15 protein-coding genes are annotated in these 19,105 nt (G+C 43.0%); 11 read left to right on the top strand and 4 right to left on the bottom strand.

What is annotated here, in order from left to right:
* Positions 1-5 precede the first annotated feature (5 nt).
* The 6 genes from rbsD to LD028_RS07110 all read left to right on the top strand — a co-directional run bounded on the left by rbsD (position 6) and on the right by LD028_RS07110 (position 4,415).
* Complete coding sequence (gene rbsD / locus LD028_RS07135; RefSeq protein WP_237811400.1) at positions 6-401, top strand: D-ribose pyranase; 396 nt, start codon at positions 6-8, stop codon at positions 399-401.
* Between the two features lie 28 nt (positions 402-429).
* The gene (locus tag LD028_RS07130; protein ID WP_237811413.1) at positions 430-1,905 is read left to right on the top strand and encodes a sugar ABC transporter ATP-binding protein; all 1,476 of its coding nucleotides are present in this window, start codon (positions 430-432) and stop codon (positions 1,903-1,905) included.
* Complete coding sequence (rbsC, locus tag LD028_RS07125; RefSeq protein ID WP_052009613.1) at positions 1,905-2,867, top strand: ribose ABC transporter permease; 963 nt, start codon at positions 1,905-1,907, stop codon at positions 2,865-2,867. Before LD028_RS07130 ends, rbsC begins: the two co-directional genes overlap by 1 nt.
* 31 nt (positions 2,868-2,898) lie before the next feature.
* The gene (gene rbsB / locus LD028_RS07120; RefSeq protein WP_237811399.1) at positions 2,899-3,825 is read left to right on the top strand and encodes a ribose ABC transporter substrate-binding protein RbsB; all 927 of its coding nucleotides are present in this window, start codon (positions 2,899-2,901) and stop codon (positions 3,823-3,825) included.
* Positions 3,826-3,921: 96 nt separating this feature from the next.
* Positions 3,922-4,167, top strand: a complete 246-nt coding sequence (locus LD028_RS07115) for a hypothetical protein (protein WP_309240404.1) — start codon at positions 3,922-3,924, stop codon at positions 4,165-4,167.
* Positions 4,168-4,307: 140 nt separating this feature from the next.
* The gene (locus tag LD028_RS07110; protein WP_237811398.1) at positions 4,308-4,415 is read left to right on the top strand and encodes a putative holin-like toxin; all 108 of its coding nucleotides are present in this window, start codon (positions 4,308-4,310) and stop codon (positions 4,413-4,415) included.
* 317 nt (positions 4,416-4,732) lie between these two features.
* Here the strand turns inward: LD028_RS07110 and LD028_RS07105 are convergent, their stop codons facing one another.
* On the bottom strand, positions 4,733-5,326 hold the full coding sequence (locus LD028_RS07105; RefSeq protein WP_006319951.1) for a plasmid pRiA4b ORF-3 family protein: 594 nt from the start codon (positions 5,324-5,326) through the stop codon (positions 4,733-4,735).
* Positions 5,327-5,470: 144 nt separating this feature from the next.
* On the opposite strand from LD028_RS07105, the gene LD028_RS07100 reads away from it, so the two are divergent.
* The 4 genes from LD028_RS07100 (at position 5,471) to LD028_RS07085 (ending at position 12,603) form a co-directional block, all read left to right on the top strand.
* Positions 5,471-6,772 (top strand): UDP-glucose dehydrogenase family protein, encoded by a 1,302-nt coding sequence (locus tag LD028_RS07100; protein ID WP_006319952.1) that lies wholly within the window; start codon positions 5,471-5,473, stop codon positions 6,770-6,772.
* Positions 6,773-6,842: 70 nt separating this feature from the next.
* Complete coding sequence (gene galE, locus LD028_RS07095) at positions 6,843-7,811, top strand: UDP-glucose 4-epimerase GalE (protein ID WP_237811397.1); 969 nt, start codon at positions 6,843-6,845, stop codon at positions 7,809-7,811.
* A 127-nt stretch (positions 7,812-7,938) separates the two neighbouring features.
* Complete coding sequence (locus LD028_RS07090; protein ID WP_006319954.1) at positions 7,939-9,447, top strand: glycine betaine uptake BCCT transporter; 1,509 nt, start codon at positions 7,939-7,941, stop codon at positions 9,445-9,447.
* Between the two features lie 99 nt (positions 9,448-9,546).
* Positions 9,547-12,603, top strand: coding sequence for an efflux RND transporter permease subunit (locus LD028_RS07085; RefSeq protein WP_237811396.1), 3,057 nt, complete (start codon positions 9,547-9,549; stop codon positions 12,601-12,603).
* A 119-nt stretch (positions 12,604-12,722) separates the two neighbouring features.
* On the opposite strand, the gene LD028_RS07080 is transcribed toward LD028_RS07085, so the two are convergent.
* The 3 genes from LD028_RS07080 to LD028_RS07070 are packed head-to-tail and all read right to left on the bottom strand — an operon-like array spanning position 12,723 to position 17,569.
* Positions 12,723-15,416 carry a DEAD/DEAH box helicase gene (locus LD028_RS07080; protein ID WP_237811412.1) on the bottom strand — a complete coding sequence of 898 codons (2,694 nt, stop codon included), beginning with the start codon at positions 15,414-15,416 and terminating at the stop codon, positions 12,723-12,725.
* Positions 15,416-17,071, bottom strand: a complete 1,656-nt coding sequence (locus LD028_RS07075) for an SWIM zinc finger family protein (protein WP_238817831.1) — start codon at positions 17,069-17,071, stop codon at positions 15,416-15,418. The genes LD028_RS07080 and LD028_RS07075 overlap by 1 nt, the downstream gene beginning before the upstream one ends.
* A gap of 54 nt (positions 17,072-17,125) precedes the next feature.
* The gene (locus tag LD028_RS07070; protein ID WP_077429903.1) at positions 17,126-17,569 is read right to left on the bottom strand and encodes an Rrf2 family transcriptional regulator; all 444 of its coding nucleotides are present in this window, start codon (positions 17,567-17,569) and stop codon (positions 17,126-17,128) included.
* Between the two features lie 159 nt (positions 17,570-17,728).
* Between LD028_RS07070 and hmpA the strand changes: the two genes are divergently transcribed.
* Positions 17,729-18,958, top strand: a complete 1,230-nt coding sequence (gene hmpA, locus LD028_RS07065) for an NO-inducible flavohemoprotein (protein WP_237811411.1) — start codon at positions 17,729-17,731, stop codon at positions 18,956-18,958.
* The last annotated feature ends 147 nt before the right edge of the window (positions 18,959-19,105 follow it).

Raw genomic sequence — 19,105 nt, 5'->3', positions numbered from 1 at the left:
AAGAGATGAAAAAACAAGGAGTATTAAATAAAGAATTGAATACCGTATTTGCTTCTTTAGGGCATACGGATATGATCGTGATTGCTGATTGTGGTTTGCCGATTCCGGAAGGAGTAACGCGCATTGATTTATCGCTCATTAAAGGTTTCCCATCTTTTTTGTCCGTACTCGATCCGATTTTAGAAGAATTAGAGATTGAAGCGATTACGATTGCGGAAGAAATGCAAACACATAATCCTGTGATGTATCAAGAGATTCAAAAACGATTTGTGAACACGACACAACATACCGTTTCACATGAACGGTTAAAAGAAATGATGAAATCGGCGAAAGCGGTTATTCGCACAGGAGAGGCGACTCCTTACGCTAATATAATTCTTCACTCCGGCGTTAATTTTTAAGGAGGAGACGAACGTGCCATTCATTCAAATGAAAGGAATTAAAAAGGCGTTTCATCATCATCTCGTCTTAGACGGAGTCGATTTTGAAGTATGTGCAGGCGAAGTACATGCGCTAATGGGGGAGAACGGAGCTGGAAAATCGACGTTAATGAAAATATTGACGGGAATGTACGAAAAAGATGCTGGGACGATTACGGTCGATGGGAAAGAGGTACATTATCGGCATCCGAAAGAAGCAGAGCGAGACGGCATTGTGTTTATTCATCAAGAGCTAAATATCATCCCAACGTTAACGGTAGCGGAAAATATGTTTTTAGGGCGAGAACAAACGATTGGAAAAACGGGATGGATTCGCCAAAAAGAAATGGCAGAAGAAGCAAAACGATATTTGCAAAAACTTGGCATGGACATCGATCCGAATGAGATAGCGGGGTGTTTATCGGTTGGTAAGCAACAAGTTATCGAGATTGCTAGAGCATTATCAACGAATGCCAAATGTTTAATCATGGATGAGCCAACAGCGGCATTAACCGATCGCGAAATTCAAACGCTCTTTACCGTCATTCGTACGTTAAAACAACAAGGGGTTGCAATTGTTTACATTTCACATCGGATGGAAGAAATTTTTACGATTTGCGACCGCATCTCCGTTTTGCGCGACGGCCAGTTTATTGGAACGAAGCTAATACGTGAAACGACATTTGATGAGATTGTCCATATGATGGTCGGCAGACAAATTGGAGAGCGCTTCCCGAAACGAAGCGTCCAAATCGGTGAAGAGCGGCTTCGCGTCGAAGGATTGACACAAAACGGGGTGTTTCATAACGTTTCGTTTACGGTGCGTGCAGGAGAAATTTTAGGGGTTGCTGGGTTGATGGGTGCCGGTCGTACGGAAATAATGGAAGCGATTTTTGGCATTCGAAAAACTGATGCAGGAACGGTTTATTTGAATCAACAACCAGTAAAAATCACATCGCCGCGTCAAGCAGTGGAATACGGGATGGCTTTTATTACTGAAGATCGAAAAGGAAAAGGGCTTGTTTTACAAATGAGCGTTCGTGAAAACTTAACGTTGCCGAAAGCAGGGCAGTTGGCAACGATTGGATTCATCGATAACAAAAAAGAAAATGAGCTTGTTCGTTCTTTAATCGAACGACTTCATATTAAAGCAGCTTCCGCTGAGATGGAAGTAAAATCGTTAAGTGGAGGAAATCAACAAAAAGTTGTATTTGGAAAATGGTTGGCGATGAATCCAAGCATACTGATTTTAGATGAACCGACACGAGGAGTAGACGTTGGGGCAAAAAAAGAAATTTATGAGATGATGAATGAGCTAGCTGCGCAAGGTGTTGCGATCATCATGGTGTCGTCGGAACTACCTGAGATTCTAGGGATGAGTGATCGGATTATGGTTGTTCATGAAGGAAAAGTAACGGCGATCTTGCAGAACGACAATGTCGATCAAGAAACGATTATGCGCGCGGCGACAGGGGGAGACGTATAATGCAAAAGCCAATCGTGCAAGGGACGACAACTGTTTGGAAGTTAAATATAAAGAAGCTTGGACCGTTAGTAGGCTTGTTGTTGCTTTGTATTGTACTTACTTTTTTGAGCGATAGCTTTTTTACACTCGATAACTGGCTTAATATTTTGCGACAAGTATCAATTAATGCACTTATTGCATTTGGGATGACGTTCGTTATTTTAACAGGTGGAATTGATTTATCAGTAGGTTCCGTGCTAGCACTTTCTAGCGCATTTGCGGCTGGATTGATGGCAAATGGAATGAACGGTGTTTTCGCAATGATGATCGGTATTTCCGCAGGACTCGCTATGGGGGCGCTAAACGGCGTTATTATTACGAAAGGGCGCGTCGCTCCATTTATTGCGACATTAGCGACAATGACTATTTTTCGAGGGGCTACCCTTGTGTATACAGAGGGACGGCCGATTACCGGTTTTTCGGATGAACTGGCTTTCCAAATGATTGGACGTGGTTATTTTCTCGGAATTCCTGTTCCCGTTGTATTGATGCTTGTTGCTTATGTATTACTTTATGTCGTATTAAAGAAAACGACGTTCGGTCGCCATACGTATGCGATTGGTGGAAATGAGGAAGCGACTCGTTTATCGGGTATTCGCGTTGATCGTTTAAAAATTTGGATTTATTCCTTAACAGGTGGCTTAGCGGCTTTGGCAGGTTTAATTTTAACTTCTCGTCTAAATTCCGCTCAACCGACTGCAGGAACTGCTTACGAGCTCGATGCGATTGCGGCGGTTGTGTTAGGAGGGACTAGTTTATCCGGTGGACGCGGCTGGATTTTTGGTACGCTTATCGGAGCGTTAATCATTGGGGTATTGAATAATGGATTAAACCTATTAAACGTGTCATCTTTTTACCAACAAGTCATTAAAGGTGTTGTCATTCTTCTTGCGGTGATTTTAGATCGCCGAAAAGAAGTTTGATATAAATTTTAAGTAAAGCGGGGGGAGAATGATGAAGAAAATTGTAGGAATGTTGACAGTTATTTTAGTCGTCATGTGGGGGCTTATCGGTTGTTCACTAGACAGCGGTACTTCAACGAACAGCACGGAGAAAAAGGAAGAAGGAGATGTGAGAATTGGTTTATCAATTTCGACGTTAAACAATCCGTTTTTCGTCACGTTGAAGGAAGGGGCAGAAAAAGCAGCGAAAGAAGCAAATGTATCGTTAACAGTTGTTGATGCACAAAACGATCCAGCGAAACAAACGAGCGATATCGAAGATTTAATTCAACAAGGTGTAGATATTATTTTAATTAACCCAACGGACTCTAGCGCTGTTGCATCAGCGATTGAATCGGCGAACAAGGCGAACATCCCAGTCATTACGGTCGACCGTAGTGCAGATGGTGGGGAAGTTGTTGCTCATATTGCTTCAGATAACGTTGCAGGAGGAAAAATGGCTGGTGAGTTTATTGTTGAGGCGTTAAAAGATGGTGGAAATATCGTTGAATTAGAAGGAATTCCTGGCTCATCAGCGGCACGTGAACGTGGTGAAGGATTCCATCAAGTCATTGACAAAGCAAGCAACATTAAAGTGGTTGCAAAACAAGCTGCTGATTTCGACCGTGCGAAAGGATTATCAGTTATGGAAAATATTTTACAAAGTCAAAAAGATATAAAAGCAGTGTTTGCGCACAATGATGAAATGGCGTTAGGGGCGTTAGAAGCACTTGAGGCGCATGGAATGAAAGATGTGATCGTTGTTGGATTTGACGCAACGGATGATGCAGTAAAAGCTGTACAAGAAGGAAAAATGGCCGCAACCATTGCTCAAAAACCAGCACTAATCGGGGAAAACGCCGTCAAAACAGCACTAAAAGTTGTAAATGGCGAAACAGTAGAAAAATTCATTCCGGTGCCGTTAGAATTGGTGAAGTAATAACGGTGCCTGTCACGCCCCGATGGATGTCGAGATTTGTAGAAACAGAGAGTCATAGATGGGCTCTCTGTTTTATGCGTTTATGAGGAAAAAGGCATGTTGGAAGTAAGCCGCTACATTCACCTCAATTCTGTCGAGGCCAGTATTGCTCATCTTTCCGAACATTATCGCTGGGGTAGTTTTTATTTATATAAGCAACCGCAAACACACACGCCCCCATTCATGAATATCGACGCGCTATTGCAATGTTTCTTAGGTACGAAAGAAGAACAGAAGAAAAAATATGTGGAATTTGGCAAGAATGAGAGTTTGTCTACAAAAAATGATGGAATCTTCTTATAGGCTCGGTATAGCGGTTGCGTTTGAGACATATTGCCTGGATTTGTAGAAGAAAGCATACGGACATGTTACAATCGCAGTAGTAGCAACTACATAAGCAGGGTGGGCGGTTGACCACTTCCCTAATGGAGGGAGGTGGGAAAATGACGACATACGAAGCATTAAGCTTAGTTGCTCAATTCAGTCTAGTACTGATAGGGATGCTAACATTGATCGTCACGATGGTCGTCTATATAAACAAAAAGAAGTAACCGCTCCCCCACGACCAATGGATTAAGACGGTTACTCCTTTTCGGTAATCTCTGATTCAATTCGGTCAGCCGCTCTTCTTGCGGCATGTAGTTGCTTCGGCTGAGCGTTCGCAGCGCTCAGTCTTTTTTATTTTATGAAATATCTGCTTCTATTATACAAATGATACGGCCCATTTGGCAAGAATGTGGACAGCGTGCCTGTCACGCCCCACGCAGCCATTTCGCAACGGTTAAAGGAGCATTTGGAGATACAGAAAAGGGGCTGACCGAAAAGACCGCTAAAAAGCGGACTTTTGAGTCAGCCCTAAAAAAGGCATTTATTTGAATTTGATTGTTGCTAGTCTTCTATTTACTTCCTCTATATCAAAATATTCCGGATCAAAGTCATCTCCGTACCATTCATCATACCACTCGAGAAACTCTTCCCGTTCTTGTTTTCTTGTATCGTCTTGCATCATATCGATTGCATCTTGGTACCCCCAAACGCCACCGACATCTTCGGGTGGGCATGCCCGTTTTCCTTTAATGCAAACAGGATGTGTCAACGGTTCCATTCGTCTTTCAATCTTTTCTAATGTAATGATATGATCCCAATTGTCTCCAAAATCATACGTATATAAGACTTTGTCCTTTTCTTGACTTAAATATGTTTTTATCCGCACTTTTTGAGAATCGAGCTTATCTTTCCAATGGTGTGTAAAAAAATCATCTGGATGCGGTACATCGATGATCGCATCTCCCGTGTCAAATTGATACAAATGATAGTTTCTCCATCCCATCGCTTCTTGAATGATCAGATGAAGTTGATCGAATGTAATATTGCTTGGAACAAGTACACGTCGCCAAATGGGAGGACGAATACCACGCAACGCAATTTTTAATTGGTAGACGGTTTGTTTTTTCTGCAACACTTTCTCCTCCTTTTCTTTTACTATAATGATAGACGAGTTTCTATGTTTTTATAAGAGAAATCTTTCATTTTTTTCGATAGCTGTATCGTGCAAACACGCTCACATTTGTGTAAACTGAAAAAAAAACGTGCACGGAGGTTAGCAATGAACATTGTCGTCGTCGGGACAGGATATGTTGGTTTAGTGACAGGTGTGGCGCTCGCGCATATTGGGCATCGGGTAACGTGTGTGGATGTCGATGAAGCAAAAGTCGAGCGGATGCGACAAGGTATCTCGCCGATTTATGAGCCGGGCATTGAGCCGTTAATGAAAGAAAATATGGAAGCAAATCGATTGTTTTTTACGACAGATGGGGCGTGCGCATATCGAGAAGCAGATGTTATTTACATTGCGGTCGGCACGCCTGAAAATGAAGATGGTTCGGCGAATTTGACGCATTTGAAGCAAGCGGTTAGAGACATTGCTTCGGCGGTGACGAAAGACGTGATCGTCGTCACGAAAAGTACGGTGCCAGTTGGGACAAATCATGAAATACAACGTATGTTTAAGCAGCTCGTTCCACATGTGCATATCGATGTCGTATCAAATCCAGAATTTTTGCGTGAAGGGTCTGCGATTCATGATACGTTTCATGGCGACCGCATTGTGATCGGTGCGGATGATGAGCGAGCGGCATCTGTTGTGGCAGATATTCATCGGCCGTTTGGCATTCCGATTTTTCACACGGATATTCGCAGTGCAGAAATGATTAAATATGCGTCAAACGCCTTTTTAGCGACGAAAATTAGTTTTATTAATGAAATTGCGAACATATGTGAAAAAGTAGGGGCAGATGTTGAACAAGTAGCAGTGGGGATGGGAATGGATGAACGCATCGGTTCCTCGTTTTTACGTGCTGGTATCGGTTACGGCGGGTCTTGTTTTCCGAAAGATACGAAAGCGTTAGCGAAAATTGCGGCAAATATTGATCACGATTTCGAATTGCTGAAGGCAGTGATTGAAGTAAACAATAAACAACAACGCAAGCTAATTGAAAAAGCGAAAAAAAGATTTGGACATCTCGCAGGGAAAAAAATCGCTCTTCTCGGTTTGTCATTTAAGCCCAATACAGACGATATGCGGGAAGCCGCCTCGCTTGTTGTTGCACGTGAGCTTGTTGCGGAACAGGCAACTGTTGTTGCTTATGATCCGATCGCGATGAATAAAGCGAAAAGTGTGTTGCCGAAGGAAGTCATATATGCAAGTCGTGTGGAAGAGGCGCTAAAAGATGCTGATGCGGCGATGATTTTAACCGAATGGGATGAATTTCGCCAGCTGGACTTATCTGTATACGTTAAGCAAATGAAAACGCCGATTATTTTTGATGGGCGCAATTGTTATGCCCTTGATGATATAAAAAAATATGAAATCGAATACCATTCGATCGGGAGAAAACCGATAAAATAAAGAAAAAGTGGTTCTCAATTTTTCCATATATGTTAATATGGTAATATATTCGGCTGAAAGGAGCTTCTATATGATTTTAGTCGTTGGTGGAGCGGGATATATCGGCAGCCATGTGGTAAAGAAATTAGTTGAAACGAAGCCGGTCGTTGTGCTCGACAATTTATCGACAGGGCATCGTCATCTCGTGGATAAACGAGCGGTGTTCGTTCATGGCGATTTAGGCGATCGGGCGACGCTTGTACGCATATTTGAAAAATATCCGATCGATGCGGTGATGCATTTTGCGGCAAATAGTTTAGTAGGTGAGTCGGTTGCCGAACCGATGAAATATTATAAAAACAATGTCGCAGCGACGCTGACATTATTGGAAACGATGATGGAATATGGTGTCAAACGTTTTATTTTTTCATCGACAGCGGCTGTATACGGCATTCCAAACGTTGATCTTATTACGGAAGATTGCCCGACAAACCCAATTAATCCGTACGGTCGCTCGAAATTAATGATCGAGCATATGCTTTCAGACTTTGCCTCGGCGTACGATTTACGCTACGTCGTCTTGCGTTATTTTAATGCGGCCGGTGCGCATGAAAGCGGTGAAATTGGGGAAGATCATCACCCGGAAACGCACTTAATTCCACTTATTTTGCAACATTTGCTCGGATTGCGCGATAAAATTTCAGTGTTTGGCACAGACTACGATACACGAGATGGCACATGCATTCGTGATTACATTCACGTGACAGACTTAGCGGAGGCGCACATTCTCGCGCTGCACGCTCTTCTTTCGGACGAGAAAAAGACAGCGACATACAATCTTGGCAACGGGCTCGGTTATTCGGTCAAAGAAGTGATCGACATGTGTGAACGCGTCACAGGTAAAAAAGCAACGATCGAATATACAGCGCGCCGCCCGGGAGATCCTGCGCGACTTGTGGCGTCATCGGAAAACATTGCGCGCGAGCTTGGTTGGCAAGCGACACGTTCGTTAGAAGACATTATCGCAAGCGCATGGCGTTGGCATAAAAAGGATATGTAACCAAGGGAAGTCATATTATTTGACTTCCCCTTTCCATTTTGTTACCATAATTATGGTCGCATGTTTCACAAATACCCGAAGACGCTAACACGATCCCCATAAGCACAATGAAAAAAGGGGGAATTTGATGAGGAACACAACACCTGTCTTTTATGTTTCTCTTGTCATTGCGATTTTATTTATTGGATGGGGAGTGATCCCTGAACATGTGTTGCCGCAATTTCACTTAGCGAAAGTAAGCGCAACAATACAAGATTTTTTAATTCATAAGTTTGGTTGGTTTTATTTATTGTCGGCAACGGCTTTTCTCATTTTCTGCTTCGTGATGATTTTTTCGAAATACGGAAACATTCGCCTTGGCGCAGATGATGAGAAGCCAGAGTATCGTTATCGAACATGGTTTGGGATGTTATTTAGTGCCGGCATGGGAATCGGGTTAGTGTTTTGGGGCGTGGCTGAGCCGATGTATCATTTTTACAGCCCACCTGTTGGTGAAGCAGAAACAGCAGAAGCCGGACGTGTAGCGATGCGATATGCGTTTTTCCATTGGGGATTGCATCCATGGGCGATTTATGCGGTTGTCGCGCTAGCGTTAGCTTATTTCCAGTTTCGAAAAAAAGAGCCGGGAGTGATTAGCCGCGTACTGCGTCCCGTGTTGGGTGAGCGTGTAAATGGATTAACGGGGATTGCCGTCGATACGTTAGCGGTTTATGCGACCATTTTCGGTGTAGCGACTTCACTTGGATTAGGGGCGATTCAAATTAGTGGGGGATTGTCTCACCTCTCTCCAAGTATACCAAACAGTTTTGCGACACAGCTCGTCGTTATCATTGTCGTTACGGTATTATTTATGTTGTCAGCCCAAACAGGATTGAATAAAGGCATTAAAATATTAAGTGATACGAATGTGATGCTTGCAGTGCTTTTGATGCTTTTCTTGCTGTTTGCAGGACCGACAAACTTTATTATGGATGTATTTACCGCAACGGTCGGCTCGTATATTCAAAACTTACCATCTATGAGTTTACGGTTAAGTCCGTTCGAACAAAGTGAATGGCCGCGTGCTTGGACTATTTTTTACTGGGCATGGTGGATTGCTTGGGCTCCGTTTGTTGGCTCATTCATTGCGCGCGTGTCGCGGGGACGGACAGTGCGAGAGTTTATGATCGGTGTATTGCTCGTTCCGACGATTTTTAGCGCTCTATGGTTCTCTGTGTTTGGCGGATCTGCCCTGTATTTAGAAATGTTTGAGGGGGCAGACATTATGGAAACGATGAATGAGTCAGGCATTGAGATGGCGCTCTTTTCTGTTTTTAAACATTTCCCATTGAGCACGATTTTATCGGGGTTAGCGATTTTACTCATTTGTACGTTTTTCGTTACATCAGCCGATTCGGCGACATTTGTGCTAGGAATGCAGACGACAAATGGAAGTTTAAATCCATCAAACTCTGTTAAATTGACTTGGGGAATCATTCAGTCCGCGACCGCCACCATTTTACTTTGGACAGGCGGATTACAGGCGCTTCAAACCGCATCAATTATTGCGGCGTTTCCATTTACGGTTATCATGCTTCTTATGATTCTTTCTTTGTTGCGGTCATTTAAAAAAGAAACATTTGTGAAGAAAAAATAATCGGTCATGATGTGGCCGATTATTTTTTAATGTAAAATTTGACATACACGTAGCGGTTCGCTACCCTAACAATTAGAATGATGCAGAGGGGGCGAAGGGATGAACATTAGCCATTTTTCGATTCGGCGCCCAGTGTTGACGATTGTCTCGATGATCATCGTCATTCTTTTAGGGGCGGTATCGTTATTGAATATTCCGATGAAGCTTATTCCTGATATTCAACCACCCGTTGGGGTTGTTGTGGCGACGTATCCGGGAGCTGGGCCGACCGAAGTGCTTGAAAAAGTGACGAAGCCGTTAGAAAGCAGCTTAGCGACGTTGCCGGGGTTAAAGTCGATGACGTCGACGTCGCAAGAAGGCTCGACGCTCATTTTACTGCAGTTTTCATGGGCGACTATCATCGATGATAGGCAAAATGACGTCATGCAGCGGATCGATCAAACGCCGCTTCCCGATGACGTGCAAAAGCCGCGATTTTTAAAGTTTGATCCATCGCAGTTCCCAGTCATCCAACTGACGTTAACGAGCAAAAAAGGAACGGACGAATTACAAACGTTAGCGCAACAGTTAAAAGCAGAGCTTGCAAAAACGGAAGGGGTAGCGAGCGTAAACGTATCTGGCACGCTAACAAAGCGTGTACGTGTGCTCGTCGACCAAAATAAACTGCGCACGTATCGGCTTTCCCAACAAGATATTGCAAACTTCATTTCAGCAAATAACGTGTCGTTGCCAGGGGAAACAGTTGTCATCGATGAACGACAATTGTCGACGCGCATTTTAAGTACGGTGCAATCGGTTGATGAATTAAAAAAACTCGTGATTACGATTGATCCGTTGACAAAAAAGCGTATTCGTCTACAAGATGTCGCGAAAGTTGAACTCGTTTCAGACGAACAACAAACGATCACAAGAACGAATGAACAGCCGTCTGTGTTAATGAGCGTGTTGCAAAAAGCGGATGCGAACACAGCGGAAGTGTCCAAAGCGTTTCAAAAGCAGTTAGACAAGCTATTGAAAAAAGAGCAATTTCAACACGTCCATGCTGATATATTATTTGACCAAGGGGAGTTTATTGAACGGACGATTCGCAATATCGCGCAGTCGCTCGTGTTAGGTGGAGCGTTTGCGATGGCGGTGCTGTTTATTTTTTTACGAAACATGAAAAGTCCAATCATTATCGGCATCGCCATTCCGTACTCTGTCATCGTGACGTTTGTTTTAATGTATTTTTCCGATTTTACGTTAAATATTATGACGCTTGGCGGATTAGCTCTTGGGATCGGGATGCTTGTTGACAACTCGATTGTCGTTATTGAAAATATTTCCCGCCATTTAACGATGGGAAAAGAGCCGAAAGAAGCGGCAAAAGACGGGGTAAGCGAAGTCGGCAGCGCTATCGTCGCATCGACGTTGACGAGTGTAGCTGTGTTTATTCCGGTATTATTTATTACCGGATTAATCGGTGATTTATTTACCGAGTTTGCGCTAACGATTGCGTTTAGTTTGCTCGCTTCCTTGTTCGTGGCATTAACCGTCGTGCCGATGCTTGCGAGCCGTTGGTTGCGCCCGCGCAGACGTTACCGCGAAGAAGCGCGATTATCTTCCGCCCCGATGCGTGCGCTTGAACGAAGCTTACGTTGGTCATTGCGCCACCGTTTTGTTGTGTTGTTGTTGGCAGTTAGTTTGCTTGGTGTCGGTGTGGTCGGGTTAACGAAAGTCGGGATGCAGTTTTTGCCGAATACAGACGAAGGGTTTTTCTCGATTCGGGTGCAAACGGGTGACGGTGATTCTTTACAGGCGACAGAACGTGTTGTTCAAGCGATTGAACATGAATTAAAGCGCGTCGATGACATCGAAACGTACGTAAGCCTGATCGGTTCGACACAAGAACAGTCGTTTCGTGGAACAGCGCAAAGCAACGTCGCGGAAATATACGTGAAAATGAAGCCGAAAGATAAGCGTGATCGCTCGGTGTTCGTTGTCGTTGATGAGTTAAAATCCCCTGTGCAACAAGCGGTGAAAAAAGTGAACAAAAACGCGGAAGTGTCATTTAACTTGCAAGCATCGACCGGAAGTGCGCCAAATACGTTAACATTTAGCGTAAAAGATACGGATGAGAAAAGGTTGAAAGAAGCCGTTCGTCAAATTGAAAAGCGATTAACGTCGTTAAAAGAAGTCAAAGAAGTGTCAACCGATTTATCAGAAACAGTCGATGAAATACAAGTGAAAGTCGATCGGGAAAAAGCGTTGCAACATGGACTTACACCAGCGCAAGTCGCCATCGTTGCCCAACAAATGACGCGCGGAATGACAGCGACGCGCATCATTGACACAAACGCCAACGTATATGATGTGACGGTCGAGTACGATCCAAACGTAAAAAATTCTGTTGCCGATTTAAAACAATTGCTTGTGAAAAAGCCGGATGGATCGTTTGTGAAGCTTGGCGATATTGCATCCGTTTCGATCGGAAAAAGCCGTGTTCAAATTCAGCGAGTAAATGAACAAAGCGCCGTCCAGTTTACGGTGAAATATAAAAGTTCCGTGACACTTGGCGACATATCAGCGCTTGTTGATCGGGAAATCGAAAAGCTCGATCTTCCATCAGAAACGGATATTGTTTTCGGGGGAGATCGCGAGTTGCTTGAGTCGTCCATTGATGATTTAGCTTTAGCGTTTGGGTTGGCGGTGACGTTCGTCTATCTTGTGATGGCGGCGCAATTTGAATCGTTTAAACATCCGTTTATTATTATGTTTACGATTCCATTAATGGTCATTGGAATTGCGGGAGGATTATGGTTCACACATACACCGATGAGCGTCATGGTCATTATCGGTGGCATCGTCCTTGCGGGAATTGTTGTTAACAATGCGATTGTCCTTGTCGATTATATGAATCAATTGCGGGCGCGCGGAGAGCGGGACATTATTGTCACCGCGGTGAAACTTCGTCTTCGTCCGATTTTAATGACGGCGTTAACGACAATTTTAGGTTTGTTGCCGCTCGCCTTTGGCATCGGTGATGGGGCAGAGCTTAATCAGCCGATGGCGATTACCGTTATCGGCGGACTAATTAGCAGCACCTTTTTAACGTTGTTCGTCATTCCGATTGTGTATAGCTTTACGTTATCGAGAAAGTTTTATATTCAAAAATAAACAGCCGATGCAACCGGCTGTTTATTTTTTTCGCTCTTCTAGTTTTTTTGCCATTTGTTCAAGCAGTTTCTCCCATAACGTTTGTTGCTTCGTTCCTTTTTTCTTTGCCATATTTCACCTCATGAAAGGGTAAATAGTTCCCGCAATTGTTCGTTCGACAGCTCGGTAATCCACGTTTCGCTTTGGATGAGCTGTTCATTTAGCGCTTGTTTTTTCTCGAGCATATCGTCAATTTTTTCTTCAATCGTCCCGGTTGTAATAAATTTATGTACATGGACAAATTTCGTTTGCCCGATGCGATACGCGCGGTCTGTCGCCTGGTTTTCTACAGCCGGATTCCACCAACGGTCAAAATGAATGACGTGGTTGGCGGCTGTCAAGTTTAAACCTGTTCCGCCAGCTTTGAGCGATAAAATGAATATATGAAACTGTCCGTTTTGAAACTGTTCGATCATTTCATCGCGCGTTTGTTTCGGTGTGCTTCCATTTAAAAAGACGACGGTTTCTTTCAAATGCGTAGAAAGAAGGTGTTGGATCATCTCGCCCATTTGAATGTACTGGGTAAAGATTAAGCAACTTTCCCCGTTTTCGCGAATTTGTTCAACAAGCTCAAGTAGCTTTTCTACTTTATGCGATCGCTCGACGATTTGCTTTGGATGTTTTTCTTTTAAGTATAGTGCTGGATGGTTACATAATTGTTTTAAGCTGTTTAACATTTGTAAAATGATGCCACGTCGTGCAAACCCATCGACTTGTTCGAGTTTTTCAAGCGACTGTTGCACAATTTGTTCGTATAAGGATGCTTGCTCGACGGTGAGCGGGCAATATTCTTTTTGTTCGAGTTTGTCTGGCAAGTCGAGCGCAATTCGTTCATCTGTTTTCGTTCGCCGTAATAAAAATGGACGAATGAGTTTTTGTAGTTTTTCCGTTGCTTGCGCATCTCCGTTTTTCTCAATTGGCGTTGCAAAGCGACGTTGAAACTCTGTTTGTGAGCCTAAGTAGCCCGGGTTTAAAAAGTGGAAGATGCTCCAAAGTTCGTTTAGTCGATTTTCAATCGGTGTACCGGTGAGCGCAATTTTATGGCGTCCTTTTAGTTTACGAATGGCACGCGCTTGTTTCGTTTGGGCATTTTTAATGTTTTGTGCTTCATCTAAACAAATGACATCCCAATCGATGCTTGCGAGGTCGTCGAAATCTAAATGGGCCAAACTGTATGATGTAATGACAAGGTCACAGCTTTTTGCTTTTTCAACAAACGTATCTCCATGTCCACGATTGGATCCGTGATGAACGTAGACGGTTAAAGACGGGACGAACTGCTGACATTCTTTTTGCCAGTTGCCGATGACGCTCGTTGGACAAATAAGTAAAGCAGGGCCGTTTCGTTTCTCGTTTTCTTTCACATAGGCGAGATAGGCTAGCATTTGTATCGTTTTCCCAAGTCCCATATCGTCCGCTAAGCATCCTCCGAAGCCAAGCTGGCGTAAAAAGATGAGCCAGTCGACGCCACGTTGTTGATATGGACGTAGCGTGCCATGGAACGTGCTCGGAATACTGACCGTTGGAATATGGTCAATGTTTTTCATTTTTCGTACGAGTGTGGCAAACGAGCGATTTAGTTCAATGTCAATCGCTTCATCGTCCTCATGTTGTTCGTTTGTTTTCTCAGCGAGCGTTTGCATGAGTACGTCGCGAATTGATAAACCTTCTTGTTTCGCTTGTTTCATCAGTTTTTGTACGTGTTGAATGACGGCAGGGTCAAGTTGCACCCATTGGTCGCGAATGCGTACGAGGCGGCGCTTTTGTTCAACGAGTTCGGCGAATTGCTGTTCGGTCAATTCGACGCCGTTTGTAGCGATGCGCCAGTCGAAATCGACGAGTGCATCGAGTCCGAATACAGATGTTGCCGATGATTTCACTCGTGCTTTTACACGAAGGCGCGTTTGTTTGACGACTTCCCACCATTCCGGCACGATAACGCGAACGCCTGCTTCGGTGAGTTCGATTGTCGCTTCCACTAAAAAGCGCCACGCTTCTTCTTCGTTTAGTTGCGTGCGCAGCGCCCCATTTTCGCTCAGCCATGGAACGATCGTTTGCCAGCGTTGTTGGGCTCGTTCAATATGGCTCGCGTACGCTTGCCAAGCTTTTGGTATATGCGGATACACGGTGATGTCGTTTGTTGTTGTGTCGATGAGCACCGTTTCAAGCGACCATGCGCCACCATCTGTCTCAGGTTCGTTTAAACGAATGGCGACGATAAACGGCGGGCGGTTTTTGTCCCAGCCAATTTCGGTGAGCCAGTCATGCTCGTCCATGAACGAAGCGCTGTCGCTTGTGAGAAGTGGATATGTGTCAACGATTTGTTGCCACGTTTGTTTTAGCTCCACGTCCGATTGAATCCAGCCGTTTATTGCTTCAGAGCGCCACATCACAACGAACGGATGATCTTCTTCTGTACCTTTCCAGCCGAATTGCCCTTTTTTCCATGTTTCAAAGTCAGGCATAAACTGCTTTTGTTCGATATGTCCCATGATTTGTTTTGCCCATGTTTGAAATTGTTTGCTTTGTTCGTCCCACATCATATGAATAAATCGATTGGACGATGGATAAGCAAAAAACGTAAGCGCCTCCCAAGGCGAAAGAAGGATGCCAATATGGTTTCCGATTGTATCGACTGTCGCAAATGTCCCGTAAAACGTTTCTTCATGCCAACAAAAGACGAGCTCTTTCCACTGATCTGGGTGCGCATCATCACTATAAATGAAAAAATGTTTTTGTTCATCGAGCCAGCGGCTTTTTAGTTCAAGTTGCATCATATGAATTTCCCTTTCCGTAATAAATCTTGAAAGGCACGTAATCGTTTTGTTTGTTCAGCTAATGTTGTAATATATGTTTCCCAGCGAGGCATTTGTTTTAATGCGCGGTAATGGGCGCGCAGTTTTCGTAAATGTTTTATTGCTTGTTCGTATGCGCTGCGATTTTTTTGTTCAATATAATGCATAATCGTTTGGTGATACAAAGGAAGAACGAGCGAACGATCTGCTTGTTCGACTGCTTTTAAATGGAACGGGTGAATCATGTCGACGGTTGCTTTTTTAAGCATATACAATTCAATGAGTTCTCTCCATTTTTGTTCATCAAATAAGTAATCGATGTACGTATAAAAACTGTACGGAAGCAGCCTTTGAAGAAGCTGTTCGTACCGTTCAGTTTGTTCATTTTTTGTAGCGATACGATATTGGACATAGGCGGATAGTACATGTTGAACAAACCACTCACGGTCAGTTATATGAAGCGAATATAAGTATGTTTCCACATTTTGTTCGAGCCGATGAAACCAATCAGCTCCACGTTGAATTTGCTTTTTCGCAAATGACATATGCATAAAACGGACGATATGTTCTGTTGCTAAGTATGGAAACGGTTCAATGAGCTGATACGCACGATGATCGTTTTCAAGCAAAAACGACACGTACGAAGCGGCGCCGATAAATGGTATTTTTTCTTCTATGGTTTCTTTTTTATTTAACTGTTCAATCGCCCATGTACATTCTTCTTGGCGATGTGTTTCGTCGGTCAATACGCTTGTCCATATCGTTTCGTATACATCTAATATTTGGCTAAAGTACGTTAATTCGCCTGATAATACGTTTCTTACATATGGAATGGTAGCGTATAAAAGTTGTTCATGCACTTTTGTACGCGGTTTTTTCGCTAAATTTGTGATCGCTTGTTGGACGGTTGAAGAAAATTGTTCTACATGTCGCTCTTGCATCATCGCGGAGTAGCCCCATGGTTGTTGCGGAATATGAACAAGTTTAATAAATGTAAATAAGGCGGCATGGACATAATATAAATGGTCTAAAAACGATGCTTTAGATGTCGGACGTTCGAATGTTGGGAAAAACGATTGAACGAGCCTGCGCATATGTTCTTCTTCCGTTACATTGTATAGCGGGATACGGCGATATTTCTCTTCAAACGATTGCCACCACGCGTCAACGATATTTGTGTTGTTTAATGCATTGTTTCCATCTTTCTCGTTTGGCTTCTGTTGCTGAACGGTTTGTTGTTTCACTTGTACGTCTTTTTGTGTTTCATTGCTTTCTGTTTTTTTTCGTTTTGTCGCTGGTTCTTTCCATGTTCTAATTAAATTCCCGACTGCATCGATTTGATTGTACGCATATAAAAATAACGCAACATTGTGCGGACATAGACCGACAGCTGTACAAGTGCACGATGAACCCGCCGCTTGCTTTAACCGAAAAGACGGCTCATATGTATGTCCCTTATCCGTTACTTTCCCTTTCAGCACATTGTCCTCGATCGTCACGTTATATACATGCCCGGTGCGATACAACTGCCACGCACGTTTAATTAAGTCGCTATGTTTTTTGTACGGTAGCAGCTTCATGACACGTTGAGCCGCTTTCGTCATCAACTCTTGCGGCAACATCGTCTGTAACATGACAGCATCTCCTTCTCTTAAATTTGTCCTCATTTTAGCATGCTCTCCGTTTGTTTACAAACGAGGGAAGTTAAAAAATGTTTTTAATGTTTGCTTATTTTGTAGTAAATCAGCAAGTGTATAATTGTCGAGTGTTTGTAAAAATGCTTGCAATGCTTCATGAAGAATATGTTTCAACTGACAAATGGGCGTAATAATACAGTCGTTTCCATGAGCGGCGAAGCATTCAACGAGAGATAAATTCTCTTCCGTTTGCCTAACGACAGCACCGATGCGAATGTCTTCTGGTTTTTTAGCGAGGCGAATGCCGCCGTTTCGCCCGCGAATCGTTTCAATAAGTCCGAGTTTTCCGAGGTCGTATACAATTTTACTTAAATGGTTTTCTGAAATGGAAAACGTGCGGGAAATTTCTTTAATGTTTGTTTTTTCACCTTCTTCTAACGTTCCTAAAAAGAGAAGAACGCGCAACGCATATTCTGTATAGTTCGTTAACTGCATCATGTTTCACCTTTCATTTGTTATTTACTTTATATAGTAGCACATTCTTTCGTCTCGCCGTTATGTGATAAAAAACATGTATTTTATATATTGCTTTTTTGTTTTTTATATGATTCAATAAACATGTATATAAAATATATGTTTTGGGGGATATGTGTGATGGGCGCAACAAAATCTTTATTAAGCGAACGTACAATTGAAATTATCAAATCAACGGTTCCTGTGTTAGAACAATATGGGGAACAAATTACACGGCGTTTTTATGAACTGATGTTTTCTAATCACCCAGAGTTATTGAACATTTTTAACCATGCTCACCAAAAGCAAGGGAGACAACAAAAGGCGTTGGCCGCATCTGTATATGCAGCAGCGAAGCATATCGATCGTTTAGAGGACATTTTGCCCGTTGTTAAACAGATTGGTCATAAACATCGTAGTTTAGGGGTAAAAAAGGAGCATTATCCGATCGTTGGGAAACATTTATTGCTGGCGATTAAAGATGTACTTGGTGAAGCTGCGACAGATGAAGTGATTGAAGCATGGGGAGAAGCTTACGGCGTAATTGCTGATGTATTTATTCAAGTAGAACAACAAATGTACGATGAGGTAGCGAAAAAACAAGGAGGATGGGTTGATTTTCGTCCTTTTGTTGTGCAGAAAAAAGTGAAAGAAAGTGATGTTATCACATCATTTTATCTCGTTCCACAAGATGGAGGGGAAATAAGCGATTTTCTTCCAGGACAATATGTAAGTGTGAAAGTGCAAATTCCAAGCGAAAAATATACGCACATTCGTCAATATAGTTTATCGGATGTACCAGGGAAATCGCACTACCGCATAAGTGTAAAGCGGGAAGTTGAAACAGCACAAAAGCCTGCCGGTATTGTATCGAATTATTTACATGATCATGTAAAAGAAGGGGACGTGCTGGAATTAAGTGCACCAGCTGGTGATTTTACAATCGACATGAGCAAGGAAACTCCTGTTATATTCGTTAGCGGTGGCGTAGGTATTACACCATTATTAAGTATGGCGAAGTCAGTCGTAAAACAACAGCCAAATCGTTCAATCACTTTTATTTGTGCGGCAATCAATCGTCGCGTTCATGCATTTGATCAAGAGTTGCGCATGCTCGCAGAACAAACGAACGTATCTTATTATGTTTGTTATGAACAACCGTCAGAAGCTGACCGAACTCATCCGTATTTTAAGAAGGAAGGATTTATTGACGCTTCATTTATGCGGTCTGTTATCGAGCAAACGAATGTCGATGTATACATGTGCGGCCCAATTCCTTTTATGAAAACTGTCAAAGAAGCTCTGCAGCAATGTGGGGTGGCTGAAGAGCGGGTTCATTATGAATTTTTCGGTCCTGCTAGTCAGCTGTAATATGTTGTCCTTCCCAATTTGGGAGGGGCTTTTTTGTCGTACAAAAGGGAAAAAAGTGATAAAATGTTATGTATATTGGTTCATCACCAAAAGATGTACTTGCATCTGCCATTAAAGTATGTTAGCTGTTTCTAGGCGAACCCGCAA

Source organism: Anoxybacillus sp. LAT27, assembly GCF_022030075.1.
Taxonomy (GTDB): Bacteria; Bacillota; Bacilli; order Bacillales; family Anoxybacillaceae; genus Anoxybacillus; species Anoxybacillus kestanbolensis.
Note: the sequence above shows the minus strand (reverse complement) of the source record. Positions and strands in the feature narration are given on the sequence as shown.

Excerpts from the sequence above, each read along its gene's own strand:
- LD028_RS07130 (WP_237811413.1), top strand. The coding sequence starts at position 430 with ATGAAAGGAATTAAAAAGGCGTTTCATCATCATCTCGTCTTAGACGGA.
- LD028_RS07090 (WP_006319954.1), top strand. The coding sequence starts at position 7,939 with ATGAGGAACACAACACCTGTCTTTTATGTTTCTCTTGTCATTGCGATT.
- LD028_RS07110 (WP_237811398.1), top strand. The coding sequence starts at position 4,308 with ATGACGACATACGAAGCATTAAGCTTAGTTGCTCAATTCAGTCTAGTA.
- LD028_RS07070 (WP_077429903.1), bottom strand. The coding sequence starts at position 17,569 with ATGCAGTTAACGAACTATACAGAATATGCGTTGCGCGTTCTTCTCTTT.
- LD028_RS07085 (WP_237811396.1), top strand. The coding sequence starts at position 9,547 with ATGAACATTAGCCATTTTTCGATTCGGCGCCCAGTGTTGACGATTGTC.
- galE (WP_237811397.1), top strand. The coding sequence starts at position 6,843 with ATGATTTTAGTCGTTGGTGGAGCGGGATATATCGGCAGCCATGTGGTA.
- LD028_RS07080 (WP_237811412.1), bottom strand. The coding sequence starts at position 15,416 with ATGCAACTTGAACTAAAAAGCCGCTGGCTCGATGAACAAAAACATTTT.
- LD028_RS07075 (WP_238817831.1), bottom strand. The coding sequence starts at position 17,071 with ATGTTACAGACGATGTTGCCGCAAGAGTTGATGACGAAAGCGGCTCAA.
- hmpA (WP_237811411.1), top strand. The coding sequence starts at position 17,729 with ATGGGCGCAACAAAATCTTTATTAAGCGAACGTACAATTGAAATTATC.
- rbsC (WP_052009613.1), top strand. The coding sequence starts at position 1,905 with ATGCAAAAGCCAATCGTGCAAGGGACGACAACTGTTTGGAAGTTAAAT.
- rbsD (WP_237811400.1), top strand. The coding sequence starts at position 6 with ATGAAAAAACAAGGAGTATTAAATAAAGAATTGAATACCGTATTTGCT.
- LD028_RS07100 (WP_006319952.1), top strand. The coding sequence starts at position 5,471 with ATGAACATTGTCGTCGTCGGGACAGGATATGTTGGTTTAGTGACAGGT.
- LD028_RS07115 (WP_309240404.1), top strand. The coding sequence starts at position 3,922 with ATGTTGGAAGTAAGCCGCTACATTCACCTCAATTCTGTCGAGGCCAGT.
- rbsB (WP_237811399.1), top strand. The coding sequence starts at position 2,899 with ATGAAGAAAATTGTAGGAATGTTGACAGTTATTTTAGTCGTCATGTGG.